General features: G+C 38.4%; 10 protein-coding genes and 1 pseudogene. 1 reads left to right on the top strand and 10 read right to left on the bottom strand.

Going from position 1 to position 15,850, the window contains the following annotated elements; genetic code table 11:
• Positions 1 to 6 precede the first annotated feature (6 nt).
• The 6 genes and pseudogenes from ruvA to ruvB all read right to left on the bottom strand — a co-directional run bounded on the left by ruvA (position 7) and on the right by ruvB (position 8,148).
• Positions 7 to 588, bottom strand: coding sequence for a Holliday junction branch migration protein RuvA (gene ruvA / locus CHB68_RS02870; protein WP_089259343.1), 582 nt, complete (start codon positions 586 to 588; stop codon positions 7 to 9).
• A gap of 59 nt (positions 589 to 647) precedes the next feature.
• Positions 648 to 2,943: pseudogene (locus CHB68_RS02865) on the bottom strand (NADP-dependent malic enzyme).
• A 117-nt stretch (positions 2,944 to 3,060) separates the two neighbouring features.
• Entirely contained in the window at positions 3,061 to 4,380 is a 1,320-nt protein-coding gene (locus tag CHB68_RS02860; RefSeq protein WP_089259342.1) for an MFS transporter, read from the bottom strand.
• Between the two features lie 133 nt (positions 4,381 to 4,513).
• Positions 4,514 to 5,968: a sucrose phosphorylase gene (gene gtfA, locus CHB68_RS02855; protein ID WP_089259341.1), complete on the bottom strand. Its 1,455-nt coding sequence runs from the start codon at positions 5,966 to 5,968 to the stop codon at positions 4,514 to 4,516.
• Between the two features lie 225 nt (positions 5,969 to 6,193).
• Positions 6,194 to 7,123, bottom strand: coding sequence for a tRNA epoxyqueuosine(34) reductase QueG (queG, locus tag CHB68_RS02850; protein WP_089259756.1), 930 nt, complete (start codon positions 7,121 to 7,123; stop codon positions 6,194 to 6,196).
• A 2-nt stretch (positions 7,124 to 7,125) separates the two neighbouring features.
• Positions 7,126 to 8,148 carry a Holliday junction branch migration DNA helicase RuvB gene (ruvB, locus tag CHB68_RS02845; protein ID WP_089259340.1) on the bottom strand — a complete coding sequence of 341 codons (1,023 nt, stop codon included), beginning with the start codon at positions 8,146 to 8,148 and terminating at the stop codon, positions 7,126 to 7,128.
• Positions 8,149 to 8,279: 131 nt separating this feature from the next.
• Here ruvB and CHB68_RS02840 point away from each other — a divergent pair, with 131 nt between their 5' ends.
• The gene (locus CHB68_RS02840) at positions 8,280 to 10,544 is read left to right on the top strand and encodes an acyl-CoA dehydrogenase family protein (RefSeq protein ID WP_089259339.1); all 2,265 of its coding nucleotides are present in this window, start codon (positions 8,280 to 8,282) and stop codon (positions 10,542 to 10,544) included.
• Here the strand turns inward: CHB68_RS02840 and CHB68_RS02835 are convergent.
• The 4 genes from CHB68_RS02835 to CHB68_RS02820 form a co-directional block, all read right to left on the bottom strand.
• Complete coding sequence (locus CHB68_RS02835) at positions 10,541 to 11,365, bottom strand: GIN domain-containing protein (RefSeq protein WP_089259338.1); 825 nt, start codon at positions 11,363 to 11,365, stop codon at positions 10,541 to 10,543. The genes CHB68_RS02840 and CHB68_RS02835 overlap by 4 nt on opposite strands.
• Before the next feature lie 126 nt (positions 11,366 to 11,491).
• Complete coding sequence (locus CHB68_RS02830; RefSeq protein WP_089259337.1) at positions 11,492 to 13,315, bottom strand: cytochrome c oxidase subunit I; 1,824 nt, start codon at positions 13,313 to 13,315, stop codon at positions 11,492 to 11,494.
• Between the two features lie 66 nt (positions 13,316 to 13,381).
• On the bottom strand, positions 13,382 to 14,482 hold the full coding sequence (locus tag CHB68_RS02825) for a cytochrome c oxidase subunit II (RefSeq protein WP_089259336.1): 1,101 nt from the start codon (positions 14,480 to 14,482) through the stop codon (positions 13,382 to 13,384).
• A gap of 32 nt (positions 14,483 to 14,514) precedes the next feature.
• Complete coding sequence (locus CHB68_RS02820; RefSeq protein WP_089259335.1) at positions 14,515 to 15,849, bottom strand: quinol:cytochrome C oxidoreductase; 1,335 nt, start codon at positions 15,847 to 15,849, stop codon at positions 14,515 to 14,517.
• Position 15,850 lies beyond the last annotated feature (1 nt).

Raw genomic sequence — 15,850 nt, 5'->3', positions numbered from 1 at the left:
AACTAATTACAAATTTTTGAGCGCGAGCTTAATAATTTCCTCAACGCTTTTAGAAGCATCTTGACCAAGCACTTTATCGACAACCCTTTCTGCCTGTTTGCGTGCGAAGCCTAGAACTTCTAAAGCAGATAACGCTTCATCTTTATTTGTATTGTTTGCATTGAGCGAAACTTCGTCAATATCATAGACTTTTAATACCTTGTCCCTAAGATCCAAAATTACACGCTGTGCGGTTTTGGCACCGATTCCTTTTATGGATTGAATTGTGGCTACATCTCCATTGGCAATGGCATCCCTAATTTGCAGTGGTGAAAGCGATGACAACATAGTTCTTGCAATGCTTGATCCAATACCGGAAACCGAAATCAACAACCTAAATATTTCACGTTCGGATTTTTCTACAAAACCATAAAGGGTGTGGGAATCTTCCTTTACTTGAAGGTGGGTAAAAATTGAAATACTTTCATCTTCAGGTAATTTTGAAAAGGTATTCAATGAAATATTCACAAAATAACCAACGCCACCACACTCCACTATAACATGTGTTGGGTTCTTTTCAATTAACCTACCTTTTAAATGATGTATCATACAACTTAATATTAATTAGGGAAATGAAACCGTATTCATTTCCCTATAGCATGGTTTACTTATTTGGCTTCCTTTGCCTTTTTACGTTTTTCCCTTTCTTGGGCGTCTATTACGGCAACAGCGGCCATATTTACTATTTCATCTACACTTGCCCCAAGTTGCATGATATGGACCGCTTTGCGCAAGCCAACCATAATTGGACCAATGGAGTCTGCACCGTTAAGTTCCTTAAGTAACTTATACGTAATGTTAGCGGAGTCCAAATTCGGGAAAATTAACGTATTCACCTTTCTGCCGGCCAATTTTGAAAATGGGAATTTACTTTCATGTAGTTCCTTGTTCAATGCAAAGTCTGTTTGAATTTCACCGTCCACTACCAAATTAGGGCATGTTTCATGTAAAATATGCACAGCTTCCTTCACCTTTCTTGCATTAGGGTGAACAGATGAACCAAAATTAGCATAGCTTAACATGGCCAATACTGGGTCAAAACCAAAGGTTGTCGCTACATTAGCCGTCATTTGGGCAATATCCGCAAGTTCTTCAGCATTAGGCTCAATATTGATTGAGGTATCCGCCAAGAACAATGGACCCCTTTTCCGTAATCATAATATTTACGGTAGCCACTTTTTTGACCCCTGTTGCCCTACCTATAACTTCTAAAATTGGTTTTACTACCGTTGGATAAGCCCTTGAATAACCAGATATCATACCGTCCGCATCTCCTTCCAAGACCATCATTGCCCCAAAATAGTTGCGTTCACGCATTTTTATTTTGGCACTGTAAAAAGTTACACCACTACGTTTACGGCTTTCCCAATATTTGGTAGCATATCTAATATGGCGCTCATCAAACTCCTCTGACATTGGGTCAATGATATCTAGATCAGCATCGAACTCCAATTCTTTTTTCAATTCAAGGATAATTTCCTTTCTACCCAATAGAATAGGTGTTGCTATACCTTCTTCATGTACAATTTGGGCCGCCTTCAATACATCTAAGTGATCGGCTTCCGCAAAAACGATTTTCTTAGCGTTGGTTCGTGCCCTACCATGAAGTAACCGCACCACCTTATTGTCATTACCTGAACGCAACATTAACTCTTCACGGTACTTGTCCCAGTCCTGTATAGGTGCTTTGGCTACACCACTTTCCATAGCTGCCTTTGCAACGGCAGGAGGTATCTCATATATTAATCGTTGATCAAACGGTTTTGGAATTATATATTCCTTTCCAAACGCCAACCTGGTTTCCCCGTAGGCAATATTGACCTGTTCCGGTACCGGCTGTTTGGTAAGGTCTGCCAAGGCTTTAACGGCTGCCATTTTCATAGCTTCGTTGATAGCAGTTGCCCTTACATCTAACGCTCCCCTAAATATGAAAGGGAAACCTAATACATTGTTGACTTGGTTAGGATGATCTGACCTACCTGTGGCCATTATGATATCCTTGCGGGTATCAATGGCGAGATTATAGTCAATTTCCGGATCAGGGTTGGCCATTGCGAATACAATTGGATTATCCGCCATGCTATTTAACATTTCCGGGGATACGATATTTGCGATGGACAATCCTACGAACACATCTGCATTTACCATTGCTTCTTCTAGAGTATCTATTTTTCTATCCGTAGCAAATTCCTTTTTACTTTCAGCCAAGTTTTCTGCATCCTTACGAATGACCCCCTTACTATCTAGCATTACAATGTTCTCAGCCCTTGCACCAAAAGCCTTGTATAATTTTGTACACGATACCGCTGCGGCGCCGGCACCACTGATAACGATACGTACATCCGCCATTTTCTTATGGGCAAGCTCCAATGCATTCAACAACGCTGCTGCCGAAATAATTGCAGTACCATGTTGATCGTCATGCATAACGGGGATATCCAATTCCTCTTTTAAACGACGCTCGATCTCAAAAGCTTCTGGCGCCTTAATATCCTCTAAATTGATACCACCAAACGTTGGTGCGATCATTTTAACCGTTTCTATAAATTTATCTACATCCTCGGTATCCACTTCAATATCTATACCGTCTATATCGGCAAAGATTTTGAACAGCAATCCTTTACCTTCCATTACAGGTTTGGATGCCTCAGGACCAATATTACCCAATCCCAATACGGCAGTACCATTAGAAATAATGGCTACCAGATTTCCTTTAGAAGTATATTTATATACATTTTCCTTATCCTTTGCGATTTCCAAGCAAGGTTCAGCCACACCTGGCGAATAGGCCAAAGCAAGGTCTCTTTGAGTACTGTATGGTTTTGTTGGAACTATTTTGATTTTACCAGGCTGTGGCTTTGCATGATAAATAAGCGCTTCCCTTCTTTGCTTTTCCTTGCTCATGTTCTATAATTTTATTCGTCAAATTTAAAGGTATTCTTTAAAAGAGCGAGAAAAGAACGCAGTTTTATATTAAGAATAAAGCTACGTTATCAAAGGGAGTATAAAAGGGTGGAATATTTAAATATCCACGGCTTCTTTTTTGTTTTTCACATTTAACCGCATAGCAAAAATTGCAGCAAGAACAAAGAAAGCACCGGCAAACAACATGGCATTAATTGCATTGTTACCCAACAAATATTTATAAATGGGGCCAAAGGTCAAGGTTTCAATTCCCATAGGAATAACGATCATCATATTTAAAATACCCATATACACCCCACGCCTTTCTTGGGGCACCACTTTAGATACCATAGTATAAGGAATTCCCATCATGGCCGCCCAACCTATACCAAATAAAACCATGGGGACCAGCACCAAAGTTGGATCTTGAATAAACGGAATTGAAAATAATGCAATGGCCGTACCTACCAAACTGAGCGCATAGACTTTTTTACCACCATATTTTAAGGTTAAAGGTACCAAGGCCAAGGCTACGACCATAGTTACTATATTATAAGTTAAACTCATCTGTGCAGATTGCGATGCCGCTTCTCCAGTGCTGTACCCCATGGTCAATTTAAACAACGGAGTAGTATACTGCCAATAGATAAAAAGAGCATACCATTGAAAAAGGTAAACCGCACCCAATTTCCACATGAATTTTGGCATTTTCTTTATTGATTGGGAAATTTCCTTGAACGGCAAAGCAATTCTTTCCAAAATAGATTTGCCCTTGGCTTCATTTATTTCCGCAAGCTCTTCTGTGGTTGGTGGAATTTCTGGAGTTTTTAGTACCGACCAAAGGATAGTAGTGATGGATAAGATGGCTCCAATATAGAACGAGTAATACAACCATGTGGGGATGGTCCCTGCCGCTTCAACAGAATCCCCACCGAATAGGTATTGAAAAAGTACAATAGATCCATTTGCCAATAAAATACCCGCACCAACGAACAGGCTTTGCATTTGATACCCTAGACTTAATTGTTTTTCTGGCAATTTATCACCTACAAAAGCCCTATATGGTTCCATGGCCATATTATTACCTACATCCAAAATCCACAAGAGTCCTACGGCAAACCATAAAACCGGACTGGTAGGAAATGCAAATAGGCACAAACTACCTAAAATGGCCCCAATTAGAAAATATGGTTTACGGCGCCCCCAACGTTCAGACCAAGTTTTGTCTGACATAGCGCCAATTATTGGTTGAATTACCAAACCTGTAACCGGGCCGGCAATGTTCAAAATAGGTAGCATTTCCTCTGGAGCACCTAAGTATAAGAATATAGGGTTAATTGCCGTCTGCTGAAGACCAAAACTGTATTGGATTCCTAAAAACCCAACATTCATATTAAATATCTGCCAAAAACTTAAACTCGGTTTACTAAAATTCATAATACTTCAATATTATTCCTATCCACTAAGGTGAAACAATATAGCATTTTAAATAAACAGCAACGATATATGTACATAAGAATTTCAAAGATATTACAACGATAACGTTATAGTTTACACCCCTTGATTGCTTTTATAAAAGTTCCACCTCTTTTTGACCTTCCGTATAGGTAATCTTTAGATCTAGCGTTGTCAGGTCTATGTACAGTGCAACCCAATCATTATCCTTTTCCCACCTTATATTCAAAATAGTAGGCTCCGTTGGCAGTATATTAAAAGCACCGTTAAAAGCTACATGACTATTTCTTAAACGCATTAACTTTTCGAATTTTTTAAAGAAAGGAGTCTTTATATGGGCATCTATTTCTTGAATATCATAATAGTGCCTATTAATATCTCTACCTACATTAGTTTTGGTCAAGAGTTCCATATCATTTTCTCCAGAAAAAAGTCCTACATAATACACTTGAGGTATCCCAGGCACAAAAAACTGAATGGCTCTAGCCGCAAAATAAGCTCTTTGGTCTTTGCCCAACGCTTCAAAGTAAGTACAATTTACTTGATATAAGTCTAGATTGGAAGCCGCAGCGCCTGTAGCCTTTCTACTGGTATTTCCACTATTGGTGTGCATACGCTCTACAATATCGTCTAAGGTATTATCATCTATCAATCCTTTTTCCCCATTTTCCGATGCCACATCTATAATACCAATACCGTCATGTGTATCAAGTACCGTTATTGCGTTTCTTGGACTTATCTCCAACCAATTTTTTAAATTTTGGGCATTGGCATTAAACAGAGTATCCAAAACTAGGACCGGCAATGCAAAATCATATACAAAATCTACTTTTTTGGCTATTTCAATTTGGGTTTTGTAGAAAGAATGAATTTCAACAAGAACGGCTATTCCCAGGTTTTTGGCTTTTATGGTAAGCTCATCAATAAATGCAAAGGTCTCATCGATCATAAACGAACTAGTACCAGCTTTCTTTATGGCATAACCGGCAGCATCTAGCCTGATCATATTAACCCCAGCATTTTGAAACTCGTTTAAAATCCCATCCAAATAAGCCACCCCTTTTGAAGAATACACATCAATATCTATTTGATTGGTGGTAAATGTTGTCCAAATTATACGTTCCTCTCCATTGGCCATTTTCATTTTGGAAAATGGGTAACCCGGCCTAGGTCTATAAATTGCCAAAAGGTCTTGCTCTGTAGCTCCTTTAGGAAAAACCTTGTCGAAGGTTAAAAAAAGCTCGGCGTATTCAGAATCCTCCCCATGTTTTAAAAAATCTTGAAATTCAGATGACTTTGCGGACATATGGTTTACGATCAGGTCAGCCATTACATCTACCGATCCACTAAGTTCCTTTAGGTCGTTCCAATTCCCTAAACGCTCATCTATTTGCTTGTGGTCAATAGGGTCAAAACCCGCATCCTCCCCATCTATTGGATAAAAAAATGGAAGCAAATGTACACCTCCAAACAATCCTTTTAACTGATTTTGCAACAACAGATCTAAGCCATTAATATTCTCACATCCTAGCCTATCCACATAGGTAATTAATTGTACTTTATTATTCATTGGGAATGATTAAAATTGATATTGAATTAGTGCTTTTAAACAGGGTGTTTTTCACTAATCAAAACCCAATATAGTACTTAAAAACCTAAAAAATAAGCCGGTTTTACCAATACGGACCAGTAAACAAATTTCAAACGTTTGCGTTGGATAAAAAAATAAAAACTTTAGAATTCCACTATGCAGAAGATTAAATTTCACCCTTAAAACCTTAAGTGAAAAAAAAGACTATTCTGAACTTTTTAGAAAGTCAATATTACGCTGAAGTCCATTAAATTTAGTTCGCTTGACAGCCGATTTTTTAAACACTTTTTTGAAGACATCCTCGGTAATTTCTTCCCAGTCATTTTTTGTCATAGCCAATAGATCTGGATGAGGGTTGAACAATGGCTCATTATGGGGTTTGGAAAACCGATTCCACGGACAAACATCTTGGCATACATCACAACCAAAAGCCCAATCGTCAAAAGAACCCTTTACCTCTTTGGGCAGTTCATTTTTCAGTTCAATGGTGAAATAGGAAATACATTTGCTGCCGTCCACAACATAAGGGGCTACAATAGCCTGTGTAGGGCAAGCATCCAAACAAGCCGTGCAAGTACCACAGTGATCTGTAACGGCCTGGTCATACTCCAGCTCCAAGTCAACGATTAGTTCTGCTATGAAATAAAAGGAGCCAACCTGCTGTGTAAGTAGGTTACTGTTCTTTCCGATCCAGCCTAAACCGCTTTTAGCCGCCCAAGCTTTATCCAAAACCGGAGCAGAGTCTACAAAGGCCCTACCATGAACCTCGCCAATTTCATTGGTGATATATTGTTGCAACGCTCTTAGTTTTGTTTTGATTACATGATGATAATCTTGACCATATGCGTATTTGGATATTTTATAGGTGTCATTAGTTTGGGTTTCCTCTGGATAATAATTGAGCAATAAAGAGATGACACTTTTTGAACCTTCTACCAATAATGTGGGGTCCAACCGCTTGTCAAAATGGTTTTCCATGTATGACATTTGTCCGTGCATATTTTTTTTCAACCACTTCTCAAGTCTTGGCGCTTCTTCTTCCAAAAAACCTGCCTTGGATATACCACATGATAAAAAACCGAGGCGTTTGGCTTCGGTTTTAATACTTTTTGTCCATTTGCTTACTTTATCTATGCTCAAAATAAACCTGGTTGTATACCTCCTTTTATTCTTCCAAGGTGCCTATAGGCCAATTCGGTAACTTCACGTCCGCGTGGGGTACGCATAATAAATCCTTGTTGTATTAGAAAAGGCTCATACACCTCTTCTATGGTTTCCGCACTTTCAGAAACTGCCGTGGCCAATGTGGTTATCCCTACGGGCCCACCTTTAAACTTATCTATAATGGTAAGCAGTATCTTATTATCCATTTCGTCTAACCCATGTGCGTCTACGTTTAAAGCTTTAAGGCCAAATTTGGAAATCTCCATATCTATAGTACCATTGCCTTTTATCTCCGCAAAATCCCTTACCCTTCTTAACAACGCATTACATATTCTAGGCGTTCCCCTACTTCTACCCGCTATTTCAATAGCAGCTTCATGGGATATTGGTACGCGTAATATTTCCGCGCTACGTTCAACTATTGTTGAGAGCAGTTCCGTGGAATAATATTGTAACCTACTTTGTATACCGAACCTGGCACGCATTGGTGCGGTCAGCAGTCCTGATCGTGTGGTTGCACCGATCAAGGTAAAAGGATTTAAATTAATTTGTACCGAACGTGCATTTGGCCCGGTCTCTATCATGATATCAATCCTAAAATCCTCCATGGCGGAATACAAATATTCTTCTACGATAGGACTTAGACGATGAATTTCATCAATAAACAATACATCTCTCTCGTCTAAATTGGTCAAAAGTCCGGCCAAGTCCCCAGGTTTGTCCAAAACCGGCCCAGAGGTAATTTTAATCCCAACACCTAATTCATTGGCCAAAATATTGGCCAAGGTTGTCTTACCAAGACCAGGTGGACCGTGAAAGAGAGTATGGTCCAAGGCCTCTCCCCTTCTATTTGCCGCTTCCACAAAAACCTTTAAATTTTCAAGAACCTGTTCCTGACCTGTAAAGTCATCAAAATTTACGGGCCTTAACGCTCTTTCTATGTCCAACTCTTCATTGGAGAAATTTTCCGAAGACGGGTCTAAATGCTCATTCATAACCTAACAAAGATAGACAAACAGCCTTTAACTTGATAAGATAGTTGTCCCCATCATCAGCTTTTTAAGAATCCATAAAGGAAGCCGAAAAAACTATCAGAAAATGTACATAAAATTTGTAAATTCAACTTATGACTACAAAACAATACACTGCAGAAATTTTACAATACATCCCGGTTTTTTATATTATTTGGTCAGATGACCTTTTGTCCGCCTCAGAAATCAACGTGGTAGAAAAGGCAATAGCCAATGATGATTCTTTGAATTCAGCCGATAAAAAGCAATTATATAAATGGTTAGACGTAACCAACCCACCAAAAGATACCTTGTTTAAATCATGGAAACAACTTATAACCAAAAGCGGTATTAAATTAGTGGAACATGAAACATATCCGTTAACCGTATTAAGTCAAAAAATAACGGCGCATTATTTTAAGGATATTGATTTCAACGAACAAATTAAGCATATAGAAATCAACCTGGGAATACAGCCCAACCATTACAACCATCTATTTGAGGTACAGATCGATGTCAGTAAAAATCTTTCCCAATATGATGCTACCAAAATAGACCGGATATTAAAAGGAAAACATGCCGAAGTCATTGATCAGTTTAGATCGGTTTTAAAGGACCCTTTATTTGATTGGGAAATACATCGGGACAAAGAAACTTTTAGAGATCATGTATTGAACCAAGTACAGTTTTTAGCGGATAAAGGATATGGTGCAATGGCCTACCCCAAAGCTTATGGCGGCACGGATAATATGGAGGGCTACGCAACGATATTTGAAAACATGATGTATGTGGACGGAAGTTTAACCATTAAGTTCGGTGTACAATTTGGATTATTTGGGGGGAGCATACAAAAGTTGGGGACCAAAAAACACCATGACAAGTATTTAACCAAGACCGGAGAAGCGGAACTATTAGGCTGCTTTGCCATGACAGAAACAGGTCATGGATCAAATGTGCGGGGCATTAAAACTACAGCAACCTATGACAAAGCTACCGAAACCTTCATCATACATACCCCGGGAAAAAATGATAATAAGGAATATATTGGTAATGCACTCCACTCAAAAATGGCATCGGTTTTTGCCCAATTGATAGTAGATGGAAAAAATGAAGGCGTACATGCCATTTTGGTTCCATTAAGAAATGAAGAACATGAACTGTTACCAGGCATTCGTATAGAGGACAATGGTTATAAGTTAGGTCTAAACGGGGTTGACAATGGTAAGATTTGGTTTAACCAAGTCTCCGTACCAAAGGTTAACCTTTTAAATAAATATGGTACCATACTGGCCAATGGCAGCTATTACTCCGAAATTAAAAATCCCAACAAACGCTTTTTTACCATGTTGGGCACCTTGGTCGGTGGCCGAATTTGCGTTGCTAGAGCTGGCTTGGGCGGTGCAAAATTTGCGCTGACCGTGGCCATAAAACATGCGTTAAAACGTAGACAGTTTAACGATAGCGTCAAAGTACAGGAAGATCTATTAATGGATTACCCATCACATCAATTACGATTGACCCCTCTTGTGGCAAGTGCCTACGTATACCATGTAACCCTTGACCATATGATGGCGCTTTATTGTGACGATAGCCAAGAGGATAAAAGACAAGTTGAAACACAAGTGGCAGGGTTAAAATCCATTATAACATGGTATGCCAATGATACCATCCAGGAATGCAGGGAAGCTTGTGGAGGAAAGGGGTATCTTTTGGAAAATAGAATTGCCGACTTAAAAGGCGATGTGGACATATTTACCACTTTTGAAGGCGACAACAATGTATTGCTGCAATTAGCGGCCAAGGGCGTATTGTCCGATTTTAAAGCAGAATTCAACAGTGCGGGCTTTTCTTCCGTCCTTAAAATTTTAAGTAGTCAGTTAAGCGATAAACTTGCCACTATAAATCCGTTATACACCAATAAGGTAGACAAGGATCATTTATATAATCCTAAATTTCATGTCCATGCTTTTGAGCATAGGACACGGAGACTAACCTACACGTTGGCTATGAGAATTCGCAGTTATATAAAAAAAGGCATGCCTTCATATCAAGCCTTTCTAAAAGTACAGACCCATTTAATGAAGCTTGGAAAAGCATATAGTGTAGAATTGGCCTATAAATCATTTATAGCACATAATACCCATCTTGAGGATCCAGCTTATAAGGCCCTATTTGAAAAGTTAGGAACGTTGTATGCCTTAAACGAAATACGAAACGATGCCTCTTGGTATCTGGAACAGGGGTATTTAGGAAGCAACAAAAGTAAAGCCATTAGACAACGGGTAGAAAGGCTATGTACGGAATTGAGACCCCACTTAAATGAACTGGTAGATGGTTTTGGTATACCTGAGCATTGTTTAACGGCGCTTATAGCTAATTAGTTTCTCTCCTTTTCCAATTTAGAAGTATCTAAAAAATCTATAATATCAATTTTGGCATCACCGTAAAGTTTGGTTTTAGAGGAACCTTTTGCACTCAGTTTAAAAGTGTTCAATGCACGTATTTGAGCATCTGGAGAATCTTCGGTTGATAAGTGAACTTCACCTGCTTGTAAATCAGATGCCTTCAATGAACTATTTCCGTATAGTTTTGCATTTAACACGTCTGCAGTTCCCTCTATTCTGGCAGAAGCATTTTTATACATATATAGGGCATTATTTACACCTGTGGTGTATAATTTAACATCAATACGGTCTTTTAAGGTAAGGTTCAAGGAATCACTCGCAATATTAAAATCACCGGAACTAATTTCCTCCATTGTAATATCCACTACATCTGCCGTTGCATTTAATTCTAACCTAGATGTACCGGAAGTAAAGACATGAAGCTCATCTGTTGATATTACGTCTTTCATACTTATTTTTCCATTTAGCATTTTAACAGCGGATAACTCACTAAAAAATACCGTGATCTCCAATTTCTTTTTGGAGGTAATATTATAGAAAGAAGAGATTTTCAACACCCCATTATCAACATCAAACTTTAAAACGTCCACTAAATTATCATCAATTTCCAAGGAATATCCTTCCTGCGACGATTTTTGGAGTACAATATCCAAATCATCTACCAACTCTATTGCTGTGTAAGATGGCAAGTCCTCACGTAATTCTATGACGTTCTTATTTCCTTTTATTTTGGGTTTTCTTTGTGCAAAAATTTGTACCCCAACTAAGAGTACCAACAAAACCACTACCTTTTTCATAATCAATTGTGTTTATTTATTAGGGAAGATATTGAATTTTATGTAACCAAAAAATTACTTGGCAAAATCTTAAACAGAAAAAAGCCCAACTAAGATTAGTTGGGCTTTTTATTCAATCATGTTTTTTTAATGATTTAATTCTTCCTCATCTTGTTGAAGAGGTATATGCTGAGGAACGTAATCTTGCCCAGGCAAAATATATTCTCCATTTTCATCTACCTTACTATAATCATAGGCCCATCTGTGTACTTCAGGAATTGGTCCATCCCAGTTACCATGTACATGCTTCTGTTCGGTGGTCCACTCCAAGGTATTTGATTTCCATGGGTTCTTAGGTCCAATTTTACCATAGAACATACTGTAGATAAAATTACCTACGAAGACAAGTTGCGCTGCACCCGCCGTAATAGCAAATACGGTCATTAATACTTGTATATCGGCCAATTCATCAAACATTGGGAAAGCTGTATTCTCGTAGTACCTTCTTGGAACACCCGCCATACCTACAAAGTGCATTGGAAAAAATACACCGTACGCACAAATAGCGGTTACCCAAAAGTGAACATAACCCAAGTTTTTGTTCATTAACCTACCTTCAAACATTTTAGGGAACCAATGGTAAACACCCGCAAACAAACCGTATAGCGCAGAAATACCCATCACCAAATGGAAGTGAGCCACTACAAAGTATGTATCATGTACGTTGATATCCAATGTACTATCTCCAAGTATAATTCCTGTAAGACCTCCGGTAATAAAAGTTGACACCAAGCCAATGGAAAATAACATGGCAGGGTTCATTTGAAGGTTACCTTTCCATAACGTAGTGATATAATTAAACGACTTTACTGCAGATGGTATCGCAATCAACAATGTTGTAAAGGTAAATACAGAACCTAAAAACGGATTCATACCTGAAATAAACATGTGGTGACCCCATACGATGGTAGAAAGGAATGCAATAGCAAGTATAGAAGCGACCATGGCACGATACCCAAAAATAGGCTTACGCGCATTTGTGGACATTACTTCTGAGGTGATACCCAAGGCAGGTAATAAAACGATGTATACCTCTGGGTGACCCAAGAACCAAAACAAATGTTCAAATAAAACCGGTGATCCACCTTGATAATGTAATACTTCTCCTTGTATAAAGATATCCGAAAGGAAGAATGAAGTTCCAAAACCTCTATCCATAATCAGCAATAAAGCTGCGGACAATAACACTGGGAAAGAGATTACACCAATTATTGCTGTTACAAAAAATGCCCATATGGTCAATGGAAGTCTGGTCATTGACATTCCTTTAGTCCTCAAATTAATAACTGTAACGATATAATTTAATGACCCCAATAATGAAGATGCAATAAATATGGCCATTGAGGACAACCAAAGTGTCATACCTAACCCAGAACCGGCCTGTGCGGACGGCAAGGCACTTAAAGGCGGATAAATTGTCCACCCTGCAGCTGCAGGTCCTGCTTCAACGAATAAAGATATTACCATGATTACACATGAAACGAAGAACAGCCAGAACGATACCATGTTTAAGAACCCTGAAGCCATATCCCTAGCTCCAATCTGTAAGGGTATCAACAAATTACTGAACGTACCACTTAAACCAGCGGTAAGTACAAAGAATACCATTATGGTACCATGCATTGTCACCAAAGCCAAATAAACATCTGCATCCATAACTCCTTCTGGAGCCCACTTACCTAAAAGTGCCTCAAAAATTGGAAATGACTCACCAGGCCAAGCCAATTGCATTCTAAACATCAAGGACATGGCAATACCAATAAAGCCCATGATGAGGACCCCAGTAATAAGGTACTGTTTTGCGATCATCTTGTGATCCATACTAAAGATGTACTTTGTTACAAAAGTTTCTTTATGATGATGTCCGTGATCTTCGTGTACGTGACCATCTACATGTGCTGTTGCTGACATAATCGTAATCTTAGTTTTATTAATTTTCTAATTATAGCTTAATTGTTATAGACCAAGGGTTAACCTTTAATCTACCGATGCCGTTTCTACTACATTAAATGCAGGATTGGTATCGTCTTTCATTACCGTTTCGGCAAAAGTGGACTGACTCTCCATCCATGCATTATATTCCTCTTCCGTCTCTACAATAATCTTCATTTGCATATTGTAATGGGATTTACCACAAATCTTATTACAAAGCAATACATAATCAAATTGCCATGGGTCTAAAGTTTCCTCGCCACCGGCAGACTTTTCTGCCCTAATCTTGTTGGTTCTCTTCACCTTGGACATTACCTCAGGATTAACCCTCATTTCTTCCGTTGTATAGATAGGTGTAAATGAGAACTCGGTAATCATACCTGGCACACAGTTCATTTGAGCCCTAAAATGTGGCATATAAGCTGAATGCAATACATCTTGTGAACGCATTTTAAAGTTAACCTTTCTACCAACTGGTAAATGAAGTTCCTTAACGATAACATCGTCATGTGCGTAGGTATCACTTTCGTCCAATCCTAAAACGTTAGCCTTATCAATATCGATCATCCTTACGTTGGCACCACCAAGAACATTGTCGGCCCCACCATATCTAGCCGTCCAATTAAATTGTTGGGCGTAAAGCTCAACGATCAGAGGGTCATCCTCATCATTGACATCCATAATTGATGTCCAAGTATATAATCCCCAAAGAATTAAACCTGCCAAAACAATTACCGGAATAATAGTCCAGATAAACTCTAACCGATCGTTATCCGCATAAAACAAAGCCTTTTGACCTTCTCGTCCTCTGTACTTATAGCCAAAATAGTGTAGTAGGGCTTGGGTAATTGTCTGTACGATAAAAATAATAATGAAGGATACAAGCATTAAATAATCATACTCTTCACCATGAGCAGAAGCCGCCTCTGGCAATAAAAACTTACTATACTTCCAGAAGCTAAAAATTGTTATTCCATAAATGAAAATCAAAAAGCCGAATAACATGTAGCCATTATTCTTATTGTCGCTATCCGTAGCAATTTGAGTTTGTGCAGTTTTGAGCTGTGATAATTCAAATATCTTAGTCAACTGCCAAATGGCAATCGCTACAAGTACAAGAACAGCTAAAGTCAATAATGTCGTCATTGTGTATATAAATATTATACTTTACTTATCTATTAATAGTGAAAGTGCTTACTTTCCTCAATAAAAGGGTTTCGTTTTGGTTGTAAAGGCGCAGTGGCCAAAGCCCTGAACACCCAAAAAATGAACAATCCGGCAAAGAACAGAACAGATCCAATTTCTGGAATTCCAATAAACCATTGATCACCAACGGTTGAAGGCATAATGGCATTAAAAATATCCATATAATGTCCACCCAAAATTACAATACCAGTTAGAACTACGAACCAACTTATTCTTTTATAATCACTGTTCATCAATAATAGAACAGGAAACAAAAAGTTCATAGCGATCATACCAAAAAATGGCAATTTATAATCCGAAATACGGGTTACGTAGTAAGTTACCTCTTCTGGAATATTGGAATACCAAATCAACATAAATTGTGAAAACCATAAATACGTCCAAAATACACTGATACCGAACATAAATTTTGCCAAATCATGAATATGGCTGTCATTTACATCTGGCAAAAGACCTTTGGACTTTAAATAGATGGTAACCATGGCAATGACCGTAATACCAGATACGAACATACTTGCAAATATATACCACCCAAACAATGTACTGAACCAATGTGGTTCAACGCTCATTATCCAATCCCAGGACATAATTGATTCGGAAATCAAATAAAACACTAAGAAAGCGGCAGATATTCTAAAATTCAACTTGAAATTGGAATTGTCATCAGATTCATCTTGAGCTAACGATAATTTTCTAGAATATTCTCTATAACCTATCCAACCCGCTAAAAATATAGCTGCTCTAATCAAAAAGAAAGTAGGGTTTAAATATCCAGATTTACCCTGTAATAACGCATCGTGTGCAACTACATCAGCGTCCATCCATATGAATAGATGATTCATATCAAGAACAGATAACAATAAAATTACAAATACTATGATTCCACCAGGAACCAAGTATGCGGTAATACCTTCCATTACTCTAAATAACAATGGAGACCAACCTGCTTGAGCTGCACGCTGTATAGCATAAAATGCCAATACACCTAATGATATCATCATGAAAAAGAATGCAGCAACATATAACGCCGCCCAAGGTCTATTTTTTAATTGATCCAATAAATGCTGGTCATGCGAAGCATCATGTTCTTCACCATGTCCTTCTGCAACAGCATGTTCATTAGTTGTACCGCCATGGGAAGCTTCCACAGCATGGGAGGCCCCATGACCGTCATCATGACTTGCTACCATTTCTTTCGCCTCTTCGATACTTCCGGGAGCCATTACGAATCCCCCAACAATTCCTAACGCACCAACGATCATTAGAATAATGGAAGCTATTTTAAGTCTATTTGAAAACGTATACATA

This window comes from Maribacter sedimenticola (assembly GCF_900188415.1).
Taxonomy (GTDB): domain Bacteria; phylum Bacteroidota; class Bacteroidia; order Flavobacteriales; family Flavobacteriaceae; genus Maribacter; species Maribacter sedimenticola.
The sequence above is the reverse complement of the archived record's forward strand: the minus strand, read 5'-3'. Positions and strand labels throughout refer to the sequence as shown.

Bases quoted from the DNA above. Each gene is read 5' to 3' on its own strand.
- CHB68_RS02835 (WP_089259338.1), bottom strand. From the start codon at position 11,365: ATGAAAAAGGTAGTGGTTTTGTTGGTACTCTTAGTTGGGGTACAAATT.
- CHB68_RS02840 (WP_089259339.1), top strand. From the start codon at position 8,280: ATGACTACAAAACAATACACTGCAGAAATTTTACAATACATCCCGGTT.
- ruvA (WP_089259343.1), bottom strand. From the start codon at position 588: ATGATACATCATTTAAAAGGTAGGTTAATTGAAAAGAACCCAACACAT.
- gtfA (WP_089259341.1), bottom strand. From the start codon at position 5,968: ATGAATAATAAAGTACAATTAATTACCTATGTGGATAGGCTAGGATGT.
- CHB68_RS02820 (WP_089259335.1), bottom strand. From the start codon at position 15,849: ATGTATACGTTTTCAAATAGACTTAAAATAGCTTCCATTATTCTAATG.
- CHB68_RS02830 (WP_089259337.1), bottom strand. From the start codon at position 13,315: ATGTCAGCAACAGCACATGTAGATGGTCACGTACACGAAGATCACGGA.
- CHB68_RS02825 (WP_089259336.1), bottom strand. From the start codon at position 14,482: ATGACGACATTATTGACTTTAGCTGTTCTTGTACTTGTAGCGATTGCC.
- CHB68_RS02860 (WP_089259342.1), bottom strand. From the start codon at position 4,380: ATGAATTTTAGTAAACCGAGTTTAAGTTTTTGGCAGATATTTAATATG.
- ruvB (WP_089259340.1), bottom strand. From the start codon at position 8,148: ATGAATGAGCATTTAGACCCGTCTTCGGAAAATTTCTCCAATGAAGAG.